General features: G+C 44.5%; 16 protein-coding genes. 13 read left to right on the forward strand and 3 right to left on the reverse strand.

The window, feature by feature from the left end; translation table 11 throughout:
* Nucleotides 1-63 precede the first annotated feature (63 nt).
* From H6F77_RS01835 to H6F77_RS01845, 3 genes are all read left to right on the forward strand, one after another.
* On the forward strand, nucleotides 64-486 hold the full coding sequence (locus H6F77_RS01835) for a cytochrome P450 (RefSeq protein ID WP_375335910.1): 423 nt from the start codon (nucleotides 64-66) through the stop codon (nucleotides 484-486).
* A 296-nt stretch (nucleotides 487-782) separates the two neighbouring features.
* Nucleotides 783-1,166 (forward strand): hypothetical protein, encoded by a 384-nt coding sequence (locus H6F77_RS01840; protein WP_190484790.1) that lies wholly within the window; start codon nucleotides 783-785, stop codon nucleotides 1,164-1,166.
* Nucleotides 1,167-1,421: 255 nt separating this feature from the next.
* The gene (locus tag H6F77_RS01845) at nucleotides 1,422-2,456 is read left to right on the forward strand and encodes a glycosyltransferase family 4 protein (RefSeq protein ID WP_190484792.1); all 1,035 of its coding nucleotides are present in this window, start codon (nucleotides 1,422-1,424) and stop codon (nucleotides 2,454-2,456) included.
* Nucleotides 2,457-2,541: 85 nt separating this feature from the next.
* Here H6F77_RS01845 and H6F77_RS01850 read toward each other — a convergent pair whose 3' ends face one another.
* Nucleotides 2,542-4,050 (reverse strand): glycoside hydrolase 100 family protein, encoded by a 1,509-nt coding sequence (locus H6F77_RS01850; protein ID WP_190484794.1) that lies wholly within the window; start codon nucleotides 4,048-4,050, stop codon nucleotides 2,542-2,544.
* A gap of 424 nt (nucleotides 4,051-4,474) precedes the next feature.
* On the opposite strand from H6F77_RS01850, the gene H6F77_RS01855 reads away from it, so the two are divergent.
* A complete protein-coding gene (locus tag H6F77_RS01855; protein ID WP_190484796.1) occupies nucleotides 4,475-6,772 on the forward strand; it encodes an amylo-alpha-1,6-glucosidase in 2,298 nt (765 codons plus the stop codon).
* 101 nt (nucleotides 6,773-6,873) lie between these two features.
* Here H6F77_RS01855 and H6F77_RS01860 read toward each other — a convergent pair whose 3' ends face one another.
* Both H6F77_RS01860 and H6F77_RS01865 read right to left on the reverse strand, forming a co-directional pair.
* Complete coding sequence (locus H6F77_RS01860; protein WP_190484798.1) at nucleotides 6,874-7,188, reverse strand: DUF2973 domain-containing protein; 315 nt, start codon at nucleotides 7,186-7,188, stop codon at nucleotides 6,874-6,876.
* A gap of 40 nt (nucleotides 7,189-7,228) precedes the next feature.
* Entirely contained in the window at nucleotides 7,229-7,558 is a 330-nt protein-coding gene (locus tag H6F77_RS01865) for a DUF2605 domain-containing protein (protein WP_190484800.1), read from the reverse strand.
* A gap of 209 nt (nucleotides 7,559-7,767) precedes the next feature.
* On the opposite strand from H6F77_RS01865, the gene thrS reads away from it, so the two are divergent.
* The 9 genes from thrS to H6F77_RS01910 all read left to right on the forward strand — a co-directional run bounded on the left by thrS (nucleotide 7,768) and on the right by H6F77_RS01910 (nucleotide 21,034).
* Nucleotides 7,768-9,606: a threonine--tRNA ligase gene (gene thrS, locus H6F77_RS01870; RefSeq protein WP_190484803.1), complete on the forward strand. Its 1,839-nt coding sequence runs from the start codon at nucleotides 7,768-7,770 to the stop codon at nucleotides 9,604-9,606.
* Nucleotides 9,607-10,046: 440 nt separating this feature from the next.
* Entirely contained in the window at nucleotides 10,047-12,251 is a 2,205-nt protein-coding gene (locus H6F77_RS01875) for a histidine kinase dimerization/phosphoacceptor domain -containing protein (RefSeq protein ID WP_190484805.1), read from the forward strand.
* 109 nt (nucleotides 12,252-12,360) lie between these two features.
* Nucleotides 12,361-13,488, forward strand: a complete 1,128-nt coding sequence (locus H6F77_RS01880; RefSeq protein ID WP_190484807.1) for a hybrid sensor histidine kinase/response regulator — start codon at nucleotides 12,361-12,363, stop codon at nucleotides 13,486-13,488.
* A gap of 160 nt (nucleotides 13,489-13,648) precedes the next feature.
* Nucleotides 13,649-14,647, forward strand: coding sequence for a homoserine kinase (gene thrB, locus H6F77_RS01885; protein WP_190484809.1), 999 nt, complete (start codon nucleotides 13,649-13,651; stop codon nucleotides 14,645-14,647).
* A 2-nt stretch (nucleotides 14,648-14,649) separates the two neighbouring features.
* The gene (locus H6F77_RS01890) at nucleotides 14,650-15,156 is read left to right on the forward strand and encodes a hypothetical protein (RefSeq protein ID WP_190484811.1); all 507 of its coding nucleotides are present in this window, start codon (nucleotides 14,650-14,652) and stop codon (nucleotides 15,154-15,156) included.
* 438 nt (nucleotides 15,157-15,594) lie between these two features.
* Nucleotides 15,595-16,320 carry a Crp/Fnr family transcriptional regulator gene (locus H6F77_RS01895; RefSeq protein WP_190484813.1) on the forward strand — a complete coding sequence of 242 codons (726 nt, stop codon included), beginning with the start codon at nucleotides 15,595-15,597 and terminating at the stop codon, nucleotides 16,318-16,320.
* A 680-nt stretch (nucleotides 16,321-17,000) separates the two neighbouring features.
* Nucleotides 17,001-17,162, forward strand: a complete 162-nt coding sequence (locus tag H6F77_RS01900; protein WP_190484816.1) for a hypothetical protein — start codon at nucleotides 17,001-17,003, stop codon at nucleotides 17,160-17,162.
* Nucleotides 17,163-17,780: 618 nt separating this feature from the next.
* Nucleotides 17,781-19,052 carry a CheR family methyltransferase gene (locus H6F77_RS01905; protein ID WP_190484818.1) on the forward strand — a complete coding sequence of 424 codons (1,272 nt, stop codon included), beginning with the start codon at nucleotides 17,781-17,783 and terminating at the stop codon, nucleotides 19,050-19,052.
* 362 nt (nucleotides 19,053-19,414) lie between these two features.
* A complete protein-coding gene (locus tag H6F77_RS01910; RefSeq protein WP_190484820.1) occupies nucleotides 19,415-21,034 on the forward strand; it encodes an NAD(P)H-quinone oxidoreductase subunit 4 in 1,620 nt (539 codons plus the stop codon).
* Nucleotides 21,035-21,055 lie beyond the last annotated feature (21 nt).

Below are 21,055 nucleotides of genomic sequence, written 5' to 3' on the forward strand. Positions count from 1 at the left end.
GTTATTCTAAGTCTAAAGAAATGTTGAGATTATCAATTCGGTTGGTTTTATATTATCTAAAGTATCAAAAAGTTCCTATTCCAACCTAAATCATCCCTCAATTGTGCAACGCCTGGCTACGAGCTAGAGCCTGGTACACCAGTGATTGGTTCTATTTATCTGACGCACCGCCGCCAGGATTTATACCCCGAACCGGAGCAGTTTAAGCCAGAGCGCTTTCTAGAACGTCAATTTTCTGCATATGAATATTTGCCTTTTGGTGGCGGCAGTAGGCGCTGCATCGGTTTAGCCTTTGCCCAGTTTGAAATGAAAGTGGTGCTGGCGAAAATGCTGTTACGCTGGCAAATGGCGCTTGCAGATGATCGAGTTGTGCGACCTGTACGACGCGGGTTGGTCACAGCTCCTGGTGGCGGCGTGCGGATTGTTGTGACTGGTCAGCGTCCCCAGAATGCGAGAAAGCTCCAGACTAGCTCTAGTTCAATCTAAAGTAGCTTTAGAAAAGTGAGCGTTCATCTTTTGGCGATGTTATTAGCGGCGACTTTTGTTATCTTCAAACGTTGCCGCCCAATTTGGTAGATTTGTTCACCACCTTGATTACAGGAAAAATGGCAGCTTATTACTACCCCTACACGGTTAATTACTTAAATATAATTACAAACGCGATCGCTCGACCCTGGCATAAGCTTGATATCTTTACTATTACTTTATATATTCTTCGTATATTCTTAGTTTTTGACTTCTGTCAATTACAGTATTTTTAGAATAGGTTTCAGGTAATAATTATGTGGTTCGTAAATGTAATTTTGATTGTTGGGTTTCTAGCTTTTCTGAGTTGGTTTTTTGTTACTTATGGTGGGGAACTAAATAAAGCTAGCAGCGTCCTATTCTCCGGTTCGCAATCTATTTTATTTGTCATGCTACTTCTCGTATGGCAAGCTTTACAAGCAGCCCTACTCGGAGTTATTATTGGTGGAATTGGCGGTGTAATATTCACCATTGCTGGTGCCCCAAACAAAATCATTACTTCCACTACTGTAACAGTGGCAGTTTTGGCTTTCACGTTGCTAATGCTCAAAGCATTAATAGAAGATTGGCAGAACTTGCGCTATAGTTTTCGCAATAAAATTCGCAACACATATTCATCTAACCGCAAAAAACGTTACTAAAGTGTAAATAAAACGCAATTCTATTTTAGGTCTTGACTATACATCAAATTTATTTAAAACCACAATTTTTATTGCTATAACTCTTCTCAATTCGCGGCTATACATATCTAAGGGTGCAAAGCTGCGTAACCGTAACCATCGACCGTATGAATGGGAGCGATCGCCCCTGGCAAATTTATGTTATAGCATTTCTAAAAGGCAACAAAATGAGCTAAAATTCTGAAAATTTTACACGTTACTGTTGCTGTATCTGCTATGAAAATTGCCCAGATTGCTCCGCTGTGGGAGAGAGTACCGCCTTTTCGCTACGGCGGCATTGAGCTAGTTGTAAGTTTGTTGTCTGAGGAATTAGTTCGTCGCGGTCATCAAGTAACATTGTTTGCATCTGGAGATTCAATAACTACCGCCAATTTGAGGTCAGTGCATGACCAAGCGCTGCGCTTAGATCCAACCATTAAAGAGCCTGGGCTTTACGAGCTAATGATGCTCTCTCAGGTATATAAACAGGCGCATCATTTCGATATTATTCACTCGCATATAGGCTGTGCCGCCTTGCCATATACTGCTTTTGTAAAAACGCCAACCGTACACACAATGCACGGTATTTTTACGCCGGATAACGAGAAAATGTTCCGGCAATTTGCGTGGGAGCAATATATTAGTATTAGTGAGTCACAGCGCGAACCACGCTTAGGCTTAAACTACATTCATACGGTCTATAACGGCATTGATCCCCAGGCTTATCCTTTCCACGAAAAACCCACGCAACCAGCATATTTAGCCTTTGTAGGTCGCCTTTCGCCAGAAAAAGGGCCTGAAGGGGCGATTAAAATTGCTCGTGCAGTTGGTTTGCCCCTTAAAATGGCTGGCAAAATTGACGTAGTGGACAAGGCTTATTACAAAGAACAGCTAGAACCGCTGATTGATGGCGAACAAATCCAGTATCTAGGTGAAGTGTCCCATGAAGAAAAAGCGCAGTTGCTAGGAGGGGCAACAGTGACGCTATTCCCGATTACCTGGCGCGAACCTTTTGGCTTGGTGATGATTGAATCTATGGCAACAGGTACGCCAGTGATTGGTATGGCGATGGGTTCCGTGCCAGAGGTAATTGCTCACCGCCAGACGGGATATGTCTGTTACTCTCTCGAAGAAATGATTGCAGCGGTTCCAAATGCAATGAAATTAGACCGTCAAACTTGTCGAAACTACGTTTTGAATCGCTTTAGCGTCAAGACTATGGTAGACGAATACGAACAGGCTTATCGCATTGCTCTGCTGGGGAATAATTAATGAGCGGTATCGGCTAAAAGCTAAAACTGGCTGCAATCTTGGAGAACTATTAGGTATATTAGGGTGGGCAGCGCCCACCTTACTGTTAAGCTGATTGCTTCTGTTTTGATTGCTTGGCCTTTGGTTCGCTATAGTCCTCGAAGCTAATTAGTTTTAAATGCTTCGCGCCAACCTCAGAAAGCAGTTCTTTGGCTAACAAGTATCCCGCACAAGTCCAGGTTTGATTTCTCCTGGCTTCTCTGCCAATTAAGTGTCCCGTGTGGCCATCATAGTATTCCGGCCAACGATCCTTTTGCAAGCGTTTTCCAGCAGTTTCAATTACTGCCGAAGCAAAATTTATATACTCCTCTTCGCCTACTTTCCGAGCGGCGGCTGCCCACATCCACATCAAAACTGGCCAACTGCCACCATTATGGTAAGACCAGGGGCTATTTTTTGGATCGCAGCCAGTGACAATCTTCCACTCTTGATCTTCTATAGCTGCGTAACAGATTTTAAAGGGCATCTGTCCAATTAACTCTTTTCGCCGTTCCTCGATGAGATTCATAATCTCTATGGCCTGTTTGTTGGTAACTAGCGAAGAAATGATAGACATCAAGTTGCCAACAGCAAAAAAGCGAAAATCCATCTGGGAGGGGCCGATATTACCTATTAGATATCCGCCGTCTTCTGGCAGCCAATCGTCTAAATTAGCATAGGGGATAGATGATGCATAGATGTTGTACTTGTTGATAGCTGTTTCTCCATATTCTTCAACATTGTACTGATAGGTTTTATTCAACGCCTCCATATCCATCCAATATTCATCGCGCATATGATTGGCGAGTTCTACTAAGCGCTCTTTGATGGCTGGGATAATGTCTTTATTGCTGTGATTCTTGCGATCCATTAGCTCATCAGCAGCACGCAAAGCAGCATAAAAGAGAACTTGGATTTCTAAAGGATAGCCATAGATACCCATGCGACGGTCGATCATGCAAGCTCCATCGGGAACTAGGAGGGTTGGTTCTCGATCGAAGCGATCGCTAAAGCAGAGTTCTAAAATTAACCTGATGCCTTCTTGGAAGTCGATTCGATGGACTAAATTGGTATTTCCCGTCGCTTTCCAATAAGCCCGCAACAGGAGAATCCACCAGAGGCTAGAATCAACCGGGGTAACTCTGGCGATCGCGTGCTGACCAAAATCCGGTTCTAGTTTTTCTTTGCCCCCAACCTTCTTAATCTTGAAGCTCGCTGGCATCAAAACTCGACCAGTATTCAAAAAACTTTTTGCCCTTTCTTGCTGATGCAGCTCTAATGTCACTTCCAGAAAATTTTTAACAATTTCCTTTCCTTTAACATGAACTTCTTTTTTCTCATCAAGTTTGACATCAAATTCGCCTTTAATGAGAAACAAAAGTGCTACAGGAACAAAATCACGTATAAAAACCTGGTCGTAATTAAGTTTATCCTTAGTGACTTTCTTGTTTTTATCAGTTATGTCATTATTACTTTCAGGATAATAAGCTGCTGGTGTCCCAACTATACGTCCTTTATAAGTTATGAGCGACTTAACAAGTATGGACAATGCTTCTGTCTCTAATGCTTCTTGCATGCGGTGCCCGACTCCTCAAATTCGGTGGAAAAACATATTAAACTAAATGCAGCTTGGCTGACATTATTCTCAAGAAAGAATCCTGCAACACCCTACTTATGATAGAACCCACAATCTAAGTCGTGTAGTATAGGTAAAATCTTTTTAAGGCGGTAAGCCTGCCTTCTAGACGCGATTGCCTGAAGTAATGCTTACGGCAAGTTAGCCCCCGCCTGCTTTGAGGTGAAAAAACAGGAAACTTTCTTATCTCCGAACGCGAGAGCGGATAGTTGATTTAATTTATAGAAGCATATAAGGGGCGCATTTTTGCAAACTTGATACCCGTACAGGATGTCAGTTGATTGGGATCGAGGTTTTAAATTAAATCGCGTTACCCCGATTACTCCCCATAAAGAAACTGTATTTTCAAGCAGAAATTTTAACAATGGCATCGGACACTATTGAACTTGATGGGAAGACCTTCGTACCTGCATCGCAGCTTATTATCCCAGAGTGGCCTTGTGTTCTGGGCGATCGCCCGCAACCAACTCTCACTGTAAAAGATAACGACCTGTTTTTAGTCACCGACACGCTAGGCAACATCTCTGGATGCTTAGGAGATGATATGAACGCCAGCATGGGGCTGTTCTGCTGCGATACGCGGTTCCTCAGTCGCCTGGAATTGCAAATTAACCAACGCTCGCCCGTCTTACTCAGCAGCACAGCCGATAAAGGCTTTGCTCTGTCGGTTCTGTGTACCAATCCCAGCACTGACGGAGGAGCGCGATTAGAGGGAGGGGATAAATTAGAGCCAGATACCCCAGCAGACGGAAAGGCAGAAACATCGTTACATCCCCTACGAGCCGATACTATCGGCATTGCGCGGGAGATTGTACTCAATGGAGCGCTATTTGAAGAATTAGAAGTCTCTAACTACAGTACAACTTCGATTCGCTTTCAACTCAGTCTTAGCTTTGATGCAGATTTTGTGGACTTATTTGTAGTCCGGGGGTACAGTCGAAAACACAAAGGCCAGCTCCTTTGCGCCGTACCCAATATTCAACCAGCAGAAGCACAAACGCAAGAGATCTCTTTAGCTTATCAGGGACTAGATGGGGCGGTGATGGAATCTCGCATCCATTTCTTACATCGTCAGCCTGACTATTTCCAGGGTTACACTGCTGTTTGGGAGATGGAGTTAGAGTCTCACGAAACCCAAAAGCTGGGTTATCGGCTCCATATGCTGACAAATAACCGTCCTGCTTCGGGCGTAAGTTCGCCTGTCACCCTCGCCCAAGCTCGTGCGGCTGAATTAATCGAGCAGCAAGATTGGCGTCAACACGTAACGCAAATTCGCTCCGACAAAAACACTTTTAATCGGGTGGTTGAGCGTGCAGAACAGGATGTTTATTTACTGCGACAGTCATTCGGCAAAGGTCACGTCCTGTCAGCGGGGGTTCCTTGGTTCTCTACGCTATTTGGGCGCGACTCGATAATTGCGGCATCGCAAACCTTGATGCTCGACTCGGCGATCGCTCGCGAAACTCTAATTATCTTAGCTGACTACCAAGGTAAGAAAGACGATGAGTGGCGCGACGAACAGCCAGGGAAAATTTTACACGAGCTGCGAATGGGTGAAATGGCTCGCTGTCAAGAAATTCCCCATACGCCTTATTACGGTACGGTAGATGCTACGCCGCTGTGGTTAATGCTCTACGCCGAATACTTTGCTTGGACAGCCGACGGCGAAACTCTGGAGTTACTATGGCCTAATGCTCTGGCGGCGATGGAGTGGATTGACCGCAATTGCAAGGAAACGGGTTATTTGAGCTACCAACGCCAATCAAAGCGGGGTTTGGCCAATCAAGGGTGGAAAGACTCTGGAGACTGTATTGTTAACAGTAAGGGTGAGATGGCTCAAGGAGCGATCGCTCTTGCGGAAGTTCAGGCTTATGTCTACTCTGCGAAAGTGCGTCTTGCAGAACTAGCCCGAATGAAGAAGCGGCTTGACTTAGCAGACAGGTGGCTAGACGAGGCGCGAGACCTGAAAATTCGCTTTAATCGCGATTTTTGGATGCAACACCAAGACTTCTGCGCCTTAGCCTTAGATGGCGATGGCAATCAGGTGGACAGTATTTCGTCTAACCCCGGCCACTGTCTGAATCTGGGTATATTTTTACCTGAAAAAGCTTATAGCGTGGCGGAACGTCTGCGGGCGCCGGATATGTTCAACGGCTGGGGAATTCGCACTCTGAGCAGTTTGTCACCTGCTTATAATCCTATGGGATATCACGTCGGGTCAGTCTGGCCTCACGATAATGCAATTATTGCGATGGGAATGCGATCGCTTGGTCTTATCGATCAATCTCTCGAACTCTTCCAAGCCTTGTTCGACATGACGCAAATGCAGCCCTATCACCGACCCCCGGAACTGTTTTGCGGTTACGACCGCACCCCCGACAACGCCCCCGTCAAGTATCCCGTCGCTTGCTCGCCTCAAGCTTGGGCAACTGGCAGTATATTTCAACTGCTGCACATGATAGTCAATTTAGTTCCTGACGCTCCTGGCAACTGCTTGCGGATTATCGATCCTGCCCTACCTCCAACAATTAACCGCCTATCGCTGCACAACTTGCGAGTCGGGCCAACTTTGCTCGACTTAGAGTTTGAGCGTTCCGGCAATACCACAGCTTGCCGCGTCGCCAAGAAACGCGGAAACCTGCGAGTGGTAATTGAAGCCTAATATACTTTTGAATTCTAAAGATGCGATGCATCGCATCTTAGTTTTGAACGTGGAATTTTTCTCGTTTCCTGGTTTCGCCTGAGAACGAGAAAAACTCCAAATTACTCTTCCCAAACATCTTTTTCGTTGTTGCCGGGAGAAGCTTTGTATAATGCGTCTAGCTGTTCGCGAGCATCTTCTACAGTCATGGAACGCATAACTAGAAGCGGCTCGTTGATATAGTTGCCAGCTTTATCGACGAGTTCCGGGTGCGCCGGAAACAGAGCTGAAGATGAGGAAGCTCTCAATGGGGACTGGCCGCGATCCGTAGGGCGACGGTGAGACTCTGTATTCAATGTCACCAAGTTGCGGATTAAATTCCCGACTGCCAGAACCGCCAGAATTGTAAAAGCAATAACGTATAGCAGGTGTAACATCGCATTTTCCTCCTAGCTAAAAACAGGTTAGTTGTATTTTTTATTTGTTAGGTCTAGTTGACTGTTCTGATCGGAACCGCATGGCAATTTGCCAGCACTCAGTCACAAGCTGATGCCAAGGCACTAGAGCCGCTGTTTCGATTCCGACTTGCCCGCCAGTTGCTTTGAATAGCATCATTGCCGTGCTGACTTCCTTTTGCGCCTGGTTAATCCGCGCTAGCAGGTCAGCTTGCTGCTTGGCTCCTAAGAAAGAAATTTCCTCATTTTCGAGAAGGGTGCGCGATCGCGCAAACCAATGCTGAAAATCTTCTAACAGCGGTTGCAATATCGTTTTCAGCAATTCTTGTTCGGGCAAGTTTGAATGAGCCATCAATTTAAAACAGATTACTATCGTATTTTTATCTTAACCCACTTTACATTTTGTAAGGTTTTTCAATATTTTCTTAATAAACTCCTACCATGCCTTGCTGACTGCCGACGGCCAGCACATAGCTGCGGGGAAAATCATCGCCGCTATGTATCATAGAGGCAGTGCCTGCGATTAATTGGAAGTTTCTTCATCGAATAGAACAGCAGCCGATGCCTCCTTTAGAAGCGATACAACCCTCACAACAGCCTGAAAAAATGTATCTGCCCCGCACCAGCGAATCTGAACCCTTAAAAAAAATCCGTCATACGGCATCCCACGTAATGGCTATGGCGGTGCAAAAACTATTTCCGAAGGCACAGGTAACTATCGGCCCTTGGATAGAAAATGGATTCTACTATGACTTTGACAATCCAGAGCCGTTTACCGAAAAAGATTTAAAGGCCATCTATAAAGAGATGGTTAAGATTATTAATCGTAAACTGCCCGTGATTAGAGAGGAAGTTAGCCGCGAAGAAGCCGAAAGCCGGATTAAAGCAATAAACGAGCCTTACAAGCTAGAGATATTAGAAGGCTTAGAAGCACCCATTACGATCTACCATTTGGGAGATATTTGGTGGGATTTGTGTGCTGGTCCTCACATAGAAAATACTGGAGAATTGAACCCCAAGGCGATAGAAATAGAAAGCGTTGCTGGTGCTTACTGGCGCGGAGACGAAACCAAAGCTCAACTACAGCGCATCTATGCCACCGCTTGGGAAACGCCTGAACAACTGGCTGAGTATAAGCGCCGCAAGGAAGAAGCCCTCAAGCGAGATCACCGCAAGCTAGGCAAAGAACTGGGATTGTTTATTTTTTCAGATCCAGTAGGGCCGGGATTGCCGCTGTGGACGCCAAAAGGAACGGTATTGCGTAGCATTCTGGAAGACTTCCTGAAGCAAGAACAGCTAAAGCGCGGATACCAGCAGGTAGTAACGCCCCACATCGGCAGAGTGGATTTATTCAAAATTTCTGGACACTGGCAGAAATACAAAGAAGATATGTTCCCGATGATGGCGGAAGATGAGGAAGCCGCATCGTTAGAACAAGGCTTTGCCCTCAAGCCGATGAACTGTCCCTTTCACATCCAAATCTACAAGAGCGAGTTGCGTTCTTATCGCGAACTGCCAATGCGCCTAGCAGAATTTGGCACAGTTTATCGTTACGAACAATCGGGACAATTAGGTGGTTTAACGCGGGTGCGTGGCTTTACTGTCGATGATTCTCATCTATTTGTAACGCCAGAACAACTAAACAGCGAATTCATCAACGTGGTGGATTTGATTTTGTCTGTCTTCAAGAGTCTGCAACTGAAGAACTTTAAGGCGAGGCTTAGTTTCCGCGATCCAGCTTCAGATAAATATATTGGCTCAGATGAAGCTTGGGAAAAGGCTCAAAGTGCTATTCGTCAAGCCGTCGAAACGTTGGGAATGGATCACTTTGAAGGCATTGGAGAAGCGGCATTTTATGGCCCTAAACTCGATTTTATCTTTAGCGATGTCTTAGATCGCGAATGGCAGTTGGGGACGGTTCAAGTAGATTACAATTTGCCAGAGCGGTTTGATTTAGAGTATGTGGCGGCAGATGGTTCGCGGCAACGTCCGGTGATGATTCACCGCGCTCCTTTTGGTTCTTTGGAAAGGCTAATTGGAATTTTAATTGAGGAGTATGCTGGTGATTTTCCCCTGTGGTTAGCGCCAGTACAAGCCAGATTGCTGCCAGTGGGCGATGAGTTTATACCATTTGCTAAAGAAGTGGTGGATAAAATGCGATCGCTCGGTATCCGCGCCGAAGTTGATATTAATGGCGAACACCTCAAGAAGCAAATTCGCAATGCAGAAAAAGACAAAATTCCAGTTATGGGAATAGTGGGAGCGAAGGAGGTTGAATCCAACACTCTCAGTCTTCGGCTTCGCACTTCTGGCAAGCCAACTGAAGAATTAGGAGCAATGCCAGTTGCAGAGGTGATTGAGAAAATGAAGGAAGCGATCGCTAATTACAGCAACTTCTAAATTATTTCAAGCGCAGATACACGCAAATAGTCTCATATTATTTGCGTGTATCTTTGTTTAAGTGCGCTTAAAAATCATCAGTTCCCAGCGGGAATGGTAATGGCGAGGATGAAAAGCGCGATCGCTACCAGAAAAACTTTTTAGCTACCAAACTCCTCCCTGGAGTTCTGGAATATATGCACTAGAGACGTTCTGGCGGAACATCTCTAATTTTTTGGTTGTTCGACGCAGTTGATCCCTGTGCTATTAACGAGCATTTTTGGGAACTCTAGGTGTAGAGCAACTGCAAAAGCAAAATCTGTTATGCAGAGCTGCACTTTAACCCAGGCTTCCGTTAAGAACTATATGTCAAACGAAATATTCCCATATGTAGCTTACAGGAAGTATATAAAATACAGGTGAAAGTGAGCGCTCGCTAGCAGCAGCCTAAAAGCTTAACAATGCAACACAATCCATCATCCACATCTTTAGTTTGCCTAGAGAATGCCATCGATCGTCGTCCTCTAACGGTATCGCCTGACACGCTGCTTACGGAAGCTATTACAATCATGGGCAAAGCTCAGAGTAGTTGCGTACTGCCTACTTTAAAGGTTCCGCTAGGCTCAGTTTTGATGAGCAAGGCTAGAACTAGCAGTGTTTTTGTCGTAGAAGGCACGCAATTATTGGGAGCTTTTACTGATACAGATGCAGCCTGGGCAATAGCTAAGGGGATGAATTTAGCTGATGTGAAGATTGCTTCTGTGATGAGAAAGCCTAGCATTACCATAGCGCTGAGTGAATCCGACGATGTAAATGTTTTAACTGCACTCTCCCTGCTGCGCCAGCATCAAATCCGTCACTTGCCTATTTTGGAAGGCGGACAACTCGTGGGTGTTGTCACATTTGAGAGTATTCGCCAAGCACTGCAACTAGATGAGCTACTAAAATCGCAGCCATTGTCGGAAGCGATCGCCTCCCCAGTTATTCACGCACCACTGACGACAGACGCACTATCGTTAGCTCAGCTGATGATGGAACATCATGTCAATTGTGTCGTGCTTACTAAAACCGACTCGGAGAAGGGCATTATCCCAGTAGGGATTGTCAGCGAACGGGATATCGTCCAGCTTTACAGCCTGAAGCTAGATTTACAAAAAACGCAGGCTCAAAACATAATGGTTGCACCATTGCTATGTTTGAGTCCTTCAGATTCAGTATTAGTTGCTCATTGGAAAATGCAGCAACAGTACGTGCAACGAGCCGTTGTATCTGAAAGTAGCGGGGAACTGTTAGGTATCGTTACGCCAACCAGCTTTCTGCAAACGTTTCCTCTAACAGAAATATCTAAAGCAGTAGAGCAATTGCAGCACTCTATCAACCAGTTTGCAGCAGAGAAAGCCTTATTGGGGCACAACAATAATACGAACCTGGAACGCCAAGGACACGAGAGCCACGCGGAACTGCTAGAGCAACTTGAGCGCAATCGCCTCCTAACCGCGATCGCCCTACGCATCCGCGAATCCCTCAATCTGGAGGCAATACTTAAGACTGCGGTCGCTGAAGTGCGACAATTTTTGCAAACTGACCGCGTAATCATCTACCGTTTCAATCCAGACTTAAGCGGGACTGTAGTTGTTGAATCTGTAGCTGAAGGTTGGCAACCTGCACTAGGAAGCACGGTAAAAGACAATTGCTTTGCAAAAGACTATGCTCAGTCGTACAAAGAAGGTCGCATTCAAGTCACTGAAGATATATATACGGCAGGTTTAACCCAATGTCACATTGATATATTGGTTCTGTTTGATATCAGAGCTAACTTAGTAGTTCCCATTCTGCAAAAAGAACATCTATGGGGGCTGCTGTGCGCCTATCATTGTTCGGGGCCAAGACGTTGGCGGGAATTTGAAGTTGATTTGCTCAAACAGTTGTCTACCCAGGTAGCGATCGCCATCCAGCAATCTACCCTCTTCGAGCAAGTACAAGCCGAACTAGCTGAACGCAAACGCGCCGAAGAACAGCTTAAGGCATCGCTTAAAGAGAAAGAGGTGCTTCTTAAGGAAATTCACCATCGTGTTAAAAACAATTTGCAAATTATTTCTAGCTTGTTGAAACTTCAATCTGCTTATATCAAAGAACCACAAGCCGTTGATATGTTTAAAGACAGCCAAAATCGCATCCGCTCTATGGCTCTCATTCATGAAAAATTATATCAATCAAAAGATTTATCTAAAATAGATTTTGCGGAATATATTCGCGATCTAACATTTAACTTGCTTCGCTCCTATAAAAGTAACTCTCAAATAATTAGCCTAAAAACAACTGTTAATGACATTTGGCTAAATATTGATACAGCAATTCCCTGTGGTTTGATTATTAACGAATTGGTTTCAAATTCTCTAAAACACGCTTTTACACCAACCAATCGAGAAAACCAAATATCTATAAATCTTAATTCCGATGGAGATAAAAATTTTCTGCTTATTATTAGCGACAACGGATGTGGTTTTCCACAAGAGCTAGATTTCCGAAATACCGAGTCATTGGGCTTAGAGCTAGTATGCACCCTAACAGAACAATTGGAAGGTACTATAGAACTTGATAGCAGCACGGGTACAAGTTTTAAAATTACATTTTCAGAAATAGGAAATTTAGGAAGGAATAATTAATACGGTATTTGCAAAAATTTTAGTAATTTAAGACGAAAAAAATGTAGCAAAAGATATAATTAATACATTGCATTTTCAAAAACAGGAAATTTAAGAAGGCATAAATAATATGGCATCTGCAAAGATTTTAGTAGTTGAAGACGAAAAAATTGTAGCCAAGGATATAATTAATACATTAAAGCGGTTAGGCTATTTTGTAACTGCTGCTGTATCTTCAGGAGAAGAAGCAATTATAAAAGCAGGCGAGGCGCAGCCAGATCTAATATTAATGGATATTAGATTAAAAGGTAAAATGGATGGCATAGAAGCTGCTGAAGAAATTAGAGCTAATTATAATATTCCCGTAATTTATTTAACTGCTAATGCTGATGAAAATACACTACAGCGAGCAGGGCTAACAGAGCCGTTTGGCTATATAGTTAAACCCTTTGAAGAAAGAGATTTACATACCACAATAGAAATCGCTCTTCGCAGACACCTCGCCGAAGCAGCAGTCCGCGTCGCTTTGGAGAAAGAAAAAGAACTAAGCGAAATGAAATCGCGCTTTTGGTTCATGGTAGCCCACGAATTCCGCAATCCGCTGACAGCTATCTTATCTGCTTCTCAATTACTCGAATCTTACAGTCACGAACTATCGGAATTAAAAAAACGCGAGTATTTTTATCTTATTGAAACATCTGTTCAATCTATGAACGAGCTGTTAAATGAAGTTTTAGCTTTTGGGAGAGCAGAACGCGGTAAATTAGAATTTAAGCCAGAAGCAATCGATTTAGTAATGTTTTGCCATAACTTGGTAGAAGAATTGCAATTTAGCAATACCCTAAAGCATCATATTATTTTAGATGTTCAAGGTGAATGTAAGGAAGCTTGTTTAGACGAAAAACTTTTACGGCATATTCTCGGAAACTTAATTGTAAATGCTATTAAATACTCGCCGCAAGGAGGGAATGTATACTTAGACCTATTGTGTGAGAACGAGCAAGCAATATTTAAAGTAAAAGACAACGGTATTGGGATTCCAGCAGACGATCAAGAAATTATGTTTGAATCATTTCATAGAGCTGCAAATGTTGGGGATATTCCTGGATATGGGCTAGGGCTAACTATGGTCAAAAAATGTTTGGAGCTACACGGCGGGCAGATTAGTTTTGACAGTACACTTGGAGTAGGTACAACATTTACAGTAAAGCTACCCTTGAATAGCTGCATACCCAGCTTTAGAAATGATGTGCGCTGATTTACAGCAGAATGTTAAAACAAGTATTTAGGGTTAAGCAAGTAGTGTAGGGTATTGATGGAAAGATAGAAAGTAAGTTGAATGCCGCGCGATCGCATTCGATATTTTGAATTTTCTACTATTTGATAGAGTTTATAATAAGCTATTTACTTAATTTGAGATGCATCCTATTTCCACCGTCAGTGTAACTGTTCCCGCTACTACGGCTAACTTGGGGCCTGGTTTCGATTGTATAGGGGCAGCTTTAACGTTGCACAACCAGTTTAAGTTCACCCGACTCGACACACTGAAGGGAGCATCTGCGACTTCCCAAGCGGGGGAAAGAGGGGGAGCAATCATCACGGTTACAGATTCAAAGTTAGGGGAAATACCCTGCGGTTGGCCAGAGCAAGTTAATACTGACGCTGATAATCTGGTCTATAAGGCGTTTTTGAAGTTGTACAAACATCTGGGAAAGACGCCGCCGCCAGTCCAAATTGAGATTAATTTAGGCATCCCCTTGGCTAGAGGGTTGGGTAGTTCCGCGACGGCGATCGCTGGTGGGTTAGTTGGTGCTAACTTATTGGCTGGTTCACCTTTGAGCCAAACTCAGGTAATGGAATTAGCGATCGCTATCGAAGGACATCCTGATAATGTAGTTCCCGCACTGTTAGGGGGTTGTCGTCTCGCTGCTACTGGTTTGGCGGCACAACAGTGGGAAATATGCGATATTACCTGGCATCCTGATATTGTGCCCGTCGTTGCAATTCCAGATTTTGAACTATCGACAGGAGAAGCGCGGCGCGTTTTACCAGTCCAATACACTCGTGCAGATGCTATTTTCAATACGGCACATCTCGGTTTGCTAGTGCGGGGCTTAGAGACTGGTAAAGTAGATTGGTTGCGAACGGCTTTGCAAGACAAGATACATCAGCCTTACCGCAAAGCGTTGATTCCAGGGTATGATGCCGTCTACTCAGCGGCGCTGAGTGCTGGCGCTTTTGGTATGGTTATTAGTGGTGCTGGGCCAACCGTGTTAGCTTTGGCGTCCCTTGCGACGGCATCGGCAGTTGCACTTGCAATGGCAGATGCCTGGAATAATGAAGGAATTAAGGCGGAAGCGCGATCGCTCTCTATTGACACTGGGGGTGCGACAAGCACCGCCGAAACAGGAAAGTAATTATGGAACCAATCCAAGCAGAAATTGAGGAAATTCGCTCTCATATCGAGGCTTTACGCCAAGAACGCGATGAGCTTAAAGTCGAGCCAGTATTGCCAAGCTATAACTCACCACAGGCGATCGCCGATGCTTATCGTCGTCATGCTAGAGAGACAGCACAAATGTCTGCTGAAATTAAGGGCATAGAGGACGCGATGGCTGCCTTGGAAGCTCAACTCAAGCAGAAAGTCGCGCAGTCTTTGGGAATGCCAACGAAGCGCAGGCTCAACCCTCTAGAGGAGCAAGTAGAAGAAGACAAACAACGCGCTCGCATCCATGCAGAAAGAATCAATGAACTCGCGGCGGAAGTCGCGGCGGAACTCAAAGAATTGAAGGCGCTTGCTGATGAAATAAGTCCCAGTTATTGGCAGGTGTATTACAAACCTTTCATTACTGGCTTTCAGACTATTTCAGTTCCCCACGTCCGCTCCGATGGAGATGTTTGGACTATTGTCAATCGCGTGGTTTAATTTAATCCCCCTACTAGGGATTTCTAGCAGCCACATCAGCCACCATCCAAAGATTATAAAAAGAAGATTAACAATTGGCGAAGCAAATTAGCGATCGCCTGCTTTCTTCTTATCAAACCATCTTGATCATCACTTCAGCCCACTACAACACGATGCTAAGAAAATTTCACGGTTGAGAATTTAAGTTAGACTGAGCGTAGCTATGCTGCTGTAATATCATTTTGTTTTAAACTTGCACGAGCTGCAAATACTAAAATATTTCTTTAGATTGAGTTTTACAATCTAAAATTCTAGCTAGCAAAGTTCCAAATTACATAAGCTATCGCTTTGTCTCTTTATACTTACAGAATAACCTTTTGACATTAGGATCTGGTTCTTAATTCCTATCCTTGTGCCGTCAGGCTTTTTCTAAGCACGGCCATACCCAAGGAAGTATTCATGGCATCATCCACATCCTCCCCTCTACCGATAAAAAATCAACTGCTTGCGTCTCTGCCAGTTGACGATTACCAACGCCTTGTTCCCCACCTAGAACTCGTCTCCCTCCAATCCGGGCAGATCCTGTGCCACCAAGGCGAAGTCCTTAAATACGCCTATTTTCCCCATCACACAATAATTTCTTTGGTCTGCATGATGGAAGACGGCTCGACGGTCGAAGTCGGTTTGGTTGGCAATGATGGTATGCTGGGCGTCCCCATATTTTTAGCAGACAGCATCAGTATTTACGAAGCCAACGTGCAGATCCCAAGCAGTGCTGTGAGGATAAGAGCAGACGTGCTTAAATCGGAGTTCAATCGGGGGGGAGCGTTGCAAAGCGTGCTGCTGCGCTACTCGCAAGCACTGTTAAACCAAGTGTCGCAAGGAGCAGCCTGCAACCGCTTGCACACCCTAGAAGAGCGCCTCGCTCGCTGGTTGCTGACAGTCTGCGATCGCCTAGAATCTGACGAACTTCCGCTCACTCAGGAATTTATAGCTCAAATGCTGGGCACGCGGCGCTCCGGCGTAACTGTTGCTGCTAGCACTCTTCAGCGGGCGGGCATGATCCGCTACGCTAGGGGCAAAATCACCATCTTGAATCGCGAGGGATTGGAAGCGACATCCTGCGAGTGTTATGGAGCCGTCAAAGCCGAATTTAAGCGCTTACTTGGCACTACATACGATTAAATTCAATCTTAGGGTTGCAACAGATAAATTGGTGGAAGCTGCCTGTTGCTCTAAGTTTCCCTACTATACCGGGGAGAAACTCCGACGGGGCGAAATCTAATCTAGGATGAATAGCCTCTTATGTGCTAAATCGGACAGACGATCGTTCTGAACGTGTTTATTGTTGAAATATCACCCTGAAACGTCCTTTATGTCGCCAGTTGTTTTTGGCAGACGACTAGAGTGGCTAGTTGTCGGATGTGCGGCTTAAGGGGACTAATATTATTTTGATTTTGCGTCCGCTACAGTTTAAGAGGTTGTTTGACGCTAGACACAGTTAGATTCCATCTTAGGGTTGCAACAGATAAATTGGTGGAAAGTGGCTGTTGCTCTAAGTTTCCCACCTATCCCGGCGAGAAACTCCGACGGGGCAAAATGTAATCTAGGATGAATGGCCTCTTATGTGCTGAACCGGACAGACGGTAATGTTGAACGTGTTTATTGTTGAAATATCACCCTGAAACGTCCTTTATGTCGCCAATTGTTTTTGGCAGACGACCAGATCGGCTAGTTGTCCGATGTGCGGTTTAAGGGGACTAATAGAATTTTGATTTGGCGTCCGCTACACGTACTAGGGCTAAAAATGGCTCATCGTCCTGCGATCGCAATCCCGAATCAAAAATTGGTACAAGCCAAGTGAAATGAATAATCTAACAAATATGCGTTCTAGAGATGATGATAATACCCAAATAAAACTGGAAAAACTTTGGGGTAATGGTTGGAATAAACTTACTCCAGAACAGAGACAAATGGTTGCTGAAATTCTTACTAATCTAAAACCACGAGGTTTAGAAGCCTGGTAAGCTGTTCCACCTTCAAGTGCCAAAAGTTTTCGTTCTTTTGATGTGCTTAGTGCGTCCTGCTATCCCAAACATAGACATATTCTTTTGTGCCTTGCCCCTGACGTTTGTTACCCCACCCTTAAGGTGAGGAATTGCAACCAACATCATGGAGTGTTACAAATTATTCAAATCTGGCTTCTAATGGTTGCTTCAGGAGGGTGAAGGTTAGATTATGAATGCAATACTTTTCGGTTCGTTTATTCTAGTAAAAGACGAGCTTTTGGAGTTCTCGCCTTTCTTGTTAGAGAAGGGGTAGTGGTTAAAATCTGTCTTATCTGAGAAATATCGATATTTCGGAGCGATCTTATTGAATTTTCTACTATGTAGGAAAGCGGACAGACACATAAACCGCTCATTTTTATGCTAGGGCAAGTTGTAATTTTATCTTGACTTGTCCCTTGTCTTTTCTAAAGACAACATCGTAAAAATTATATGTCCCTGAGAGCTTATACAACCTCTAGCAAGCTTATGCTGATGATACCCAGGCAATGCTATAAAAATGAGGATATATATGCGTTCGATGGGGCAGACGAACTGTAGTGCCTGGTTTAAGACCTGCTGTAATATTAAACACGGACAATGAGCATAAAGACATCACAATCGGTTGCCTATAACCGCCCTCAAACTAAAGCAGCTTATGAGTTAGAAATCCTTCTAGACTATCTGAAGCGAAGTCGTGGTTTTGATTTTAGTGCTTACAAGCGTCCTGGTTTGATGCGTTGGGTACTCAAAAGGATGCAGATAGTTAAAAGTGAAAATTTTAGAGATTATATAAATTATCTGAAGCTGCATCCAGAAGAATTTACCCAGCTATTCGACACTCTATTTATCAACGTTACCTGCTTTTTCCGCGATCGCTCGGTGTGGGATTACTTAAGCAAAGAAATTGTGCCTCAGATCGTTGCGGGGAAGACCTCGAACGAACCGATCCGAGTTTGGAGTGCTGGTTGTGCTAGTGGCGAGGAAGCTTACTCCTTAGCAATAGTCCTAGCCGAGGCGCTAGGTATAGAACAGTTCCGCAAGCGCGTGAAAATCTATGCCACAGATATCGATGACGATGCTCTTAACATTGCTCGTAAAGCTACTTACACTGCTAGCAAGGTTTCGATGATCCCTGCAAGGTTTTTAGAGAAGTATTTCTCTTGCAGCGCTAATAGATATAAGTTTCGTGAAGAGCTACGTGGTTCGTTGGTGTTTGGTCGGCACAATTTAATTGAGGATGCACCTATTTCTGGCGTTGACCTGGTAATGTGTCGCAACGTCTTGATGTATTTCAATAGCGAGGCTCAAAGCGAAATCGTGTCACGGTTTCACGATGTTTTCAACGAAAATTGTTTTTTCATCATAGGCCAAGCGGAGAGGATATATAGCCGTACTAATATTTTCCAACCTGTTGATTTGAGCCAACGTGTTTATATAAAGCTGCCCAACCCCAAAGTGGAGATTAATGCAGCTGATTTGGAGGACGTGGAGTGTATTCCAAAAGGCAAATTGCATATCTGCGCTAGCGGCGATGATACCATCCCCTCCTTGAACACGCGATCGCTAGCACTCGCCCCGATGGTCAAACCTTTTTTGCCGCGATCGCACTCCACGCCAGAATCAACAATAGACAGCGCCGAAATGTTACTGCTTCAAGAAGAGTTAAAAACTCTTAAACAAGAACGCATAGCTCTGAAAGCAGAGTTGTACGCGACTGAGGTGGAACTGCGCTCCACAAGCGAAGAACTACAGGTGATGAATCAGGAGTTGCAAGCGATCGCGACAGAACTGGGCCAGCGCAACGAGGAACTCTACCAGGTAAAGAAATTGTTGATTGAGCGCGATCGCCAATTTCCTGTTGAATCCTGATTTTTAAGTTCTAATAAAAATTTACTTAGCCTCCTACTAAAGCGTAGATCGCTTCACACTGCGGTTCTATAGCTTATGCTGGGAGGCTTTGCTTAATTCTACCCTTGGAATGTTGCTATCAGAGAATCTTTTAGCTCCAGGTGTAGATAATTCAGTTTTTTATACAAGCGCGTTATTAAAACTTTACTTAACTTAATACCTTGCAACATTAGTTAACTAGGGGATATAGTCGAAGGGTAAGTATAAATTCTCAAGCGATCGCTGGTTGAGTACCTTACCAACAAATTGGCAACAAAGGCAAATCTGCCACTGACCGATTAAGACGCCCTTCTATCGCTCTCACCCTTGCGAGGGTCTTAGTAATGTCTCACTTCCCCTGGCTAACCACTATTATTTTGTTTCCCCTCCTGGCTTCCTTCGCCATCCCCGTAATACCTGACAAAGACGGCAAAACTGTCCGCTGGTATGCACTCGGAGTGGGATTAGTAGATTTTGCTCTAATTATTTATACGTTTTGGAGTCACTACGATTTACAAACCTCGACCTTCCAGCTAGTTGAGAGCTATCCTTGGGTTCCTCAGCTGGGGCTAAATTGGTCTTTAGCAGTCGATGGTCTGTCAATGCCTTTAATAGTCTTGACAGGTTTAGTAACAACATTAGCTACATTCTCAGCTTGGAACGTCACCCGCAAGCCGCGATTGTTTTACTTCCTGATGCTGGTAATGTACAGCGCCCAGATTGGCGTATTTGCCGCACAGGATTTACTGTTGTTCTTCATAATGTGGGAACTGGAGTTAGTTCCCGTCTACCTGCTCATCTCCATCTGGGGAGGGCAAAAACGGCTGTATGCAGCTACTAAATTTATCCTTTACACAGCAGCAGCATCTGTATTCATTCTGGTGGCGGGATTAGCGCTAGCCTTCTATGGCGACACCGTTACCTTTGATATGGCAACCCTTGCACAGAAGCATTACCCACTAGCCTTAGAACTGCTGGCTTATGCGGGATTCTTAATTGCCTTCGGTGTAAAGTTGCCGATCTTCCCCCTGCACACTTGGTTACCAGATGCTCACGGCGAAGCTTCAGCCCCCGTATCTATGATTTTGGCTGGCGTGTTGCTGAAAATGGGCGGCTATGCGCTCATCCGCATGAACATCGAAATGCTGCCAAACGCACATCTTTACTTTGCCCCAGTTTTAGCGATTCTCGGCGTAGTAAACATTATCTACGGTGCTTTGACAGCTTTTGCCCAGCAGAACATGAAACGGCGGCTGGCATACTCTTCGATTTCCCACATGGGCTTCGTACTGCTGGGGATTGCCGCTTATACAGAGTTGGGAATGAATGGTGCTGTACTCCAGATGGTTTCTCACGGATTGATTGCAGCGGCGCTGTTCTTCCTATCGGGAGTAACTTACGATCGCACCCATACCCTAGTGATGGAAGAAATGGGCGGAATGGCAAAATCCATGCCCAAGACTTTTGCCTTATTCACCGCTGGTTCGATGGCTTCGCTAGCGTTACCGGGTATGAGCGGTTTTGTGGGTGAATTGACTATATTCTTAGGCTTCTCAACCAGCGATGCTTACAGTTCCACGTTCAAATTTGTGGTTGTGCTGCTAGCAGCGGTGGGATTGATTCTGACGCCTGTTTATTTACTAGATATGTTGCGTCAGGTATTTTACGGGCAAGAGAATTTACAGTGGACGATTGAGCCTTGGAGAGATGCCAAGCCTCGTGAAGTCTTCATCACGCTTTGTTTGTTGATTCCCATCATTGGAATTGGTTTTTATCCCAAAGTAGCGACGCAAACTTATGATGTGAAGACGGTAGAAGTCGCAGCCCATCTGCGTAATTCTCTACCCCTAGTTGCACAAAAACAATCGCTTCTTTACTCTCGTAATTTGGTAGCGCCAAAGCTACCAAATTCTAACCCTCAAGGGTTAGTTAGCATGGTTGAACAAACAACGGTTACACGCTAAAGCTTGAATTAGCAAAATAGC

The organism is Microcoleus sp. FACHB-831 (assembly GCF_014695585.1).
Classification (GTDB): Bacteria; Cyanobacteriota; Cyanobacteriia; order Cyanobacteriales; family FACHB-T130; genus FACHB-831.

Bases quoted from the DNA above. Each gene is read 5' to 3' on its own strand.
- H6F77_RS01910 (WP_190484820.1), top strand. From the start codon at position 19,415: ATGTCTCACTTCCCCTGGCTAACCACTATTATTTTGTTTCCCCTCCTG.
- H6F77_RS01845 (WP_190484792.1), top strand. From the start codon at position 1,422: ATGAAAATTGCCCAGATTGCTCCGCTGTGGGAGAGAGTACCGCCTTTT.
- H6F77_RS01895 (WP_190484813.1), top strand. From the start codon at position 15,595: ATGGCATCATCCACATCCTCCCCTCTACCGATAAAAAATCAACTGCTT.
- H6F77_RS01860 (WP_190484798.1), bottom strand. From the start codon at position 7,188: ATGTTACACCTGCTATACGTTATTGCTTTTACAATTCTGGCGGTTCTG.
- H6F77_RS01880 (WP_190484807.1), top strand. From the start codon at position 12,361: ATGGCATCTGCAAAGATTTTAGTAGTTGAAGACGAAAAAATTGTAGCC.
- thrS (WP_190484803.1), top strand. From the start codon at position 7,768: ATGCCTCCTTTAGAAGCGATACAACCCTCACAACAGCCTGAAAAAATG.
- H6F77_RS01875 (WP_190484805.1), top strand. From the start codon at position 10,047: ATGCAACACAATCCATCATCCACATCTTTAGTTTGCCTAGAGAATGCC.
- H6F77_RS01850 (WP_190484794.1), bottom strand. From the start codon at position 4,050: ATGCAAGAAGCATTAGAGACAGAAGCATTGTCCATACTTGTTAAGTCG.
- H6F77_RS01855 (WP_190484796.1), top strand. From the start codon at position 4,475: ATGGCATCGGACACTATTGAACTTGATGGGAAGACCTTCGTACCTGCA.
- H6F77_RS01890 (WP_190484811.1), top strand. From the start codon at position 14,650: ATGGAACCAATCCAAGCAGAAATTGAGGAAATTCGCTCTCATATCGAG.
- H6F77_RS01865 (WP_190484800.1), bottom strand. From the start codon at position 7,558: ATGGCTCATTCAAACTTGCCCGAACAAGAATTGCTGAAAACGATATTG.
- thrB (WP_190484809.1), top strand. From the start codon at position 13,649: ATGCATCCTATTTCCACCGTCAGTGTAACTGTTCCCGCTACTACGGCT.
- H6F77_RS01905 (WP_190484818.1), top strand. From the start codon at position 17,781: ATGAGCATAAAGACATCACAATCGGTTGCCTATAACCGCCCTCAAACT.
- H6F77_RS01900 (WP_190484816.1), top strand. From the start codon at position 17,001: ATGAATAATCTAACAAATATGCGTTCTAGAGATGATGATAATACCCAA.
- H6F77_RS01840 (WP_190484790.1), top strand. From the start codon at position 783: ATGTGGTTCGTAAATGTAATTTTGATTGTTGGGTTTCTAGCTTTTCTG.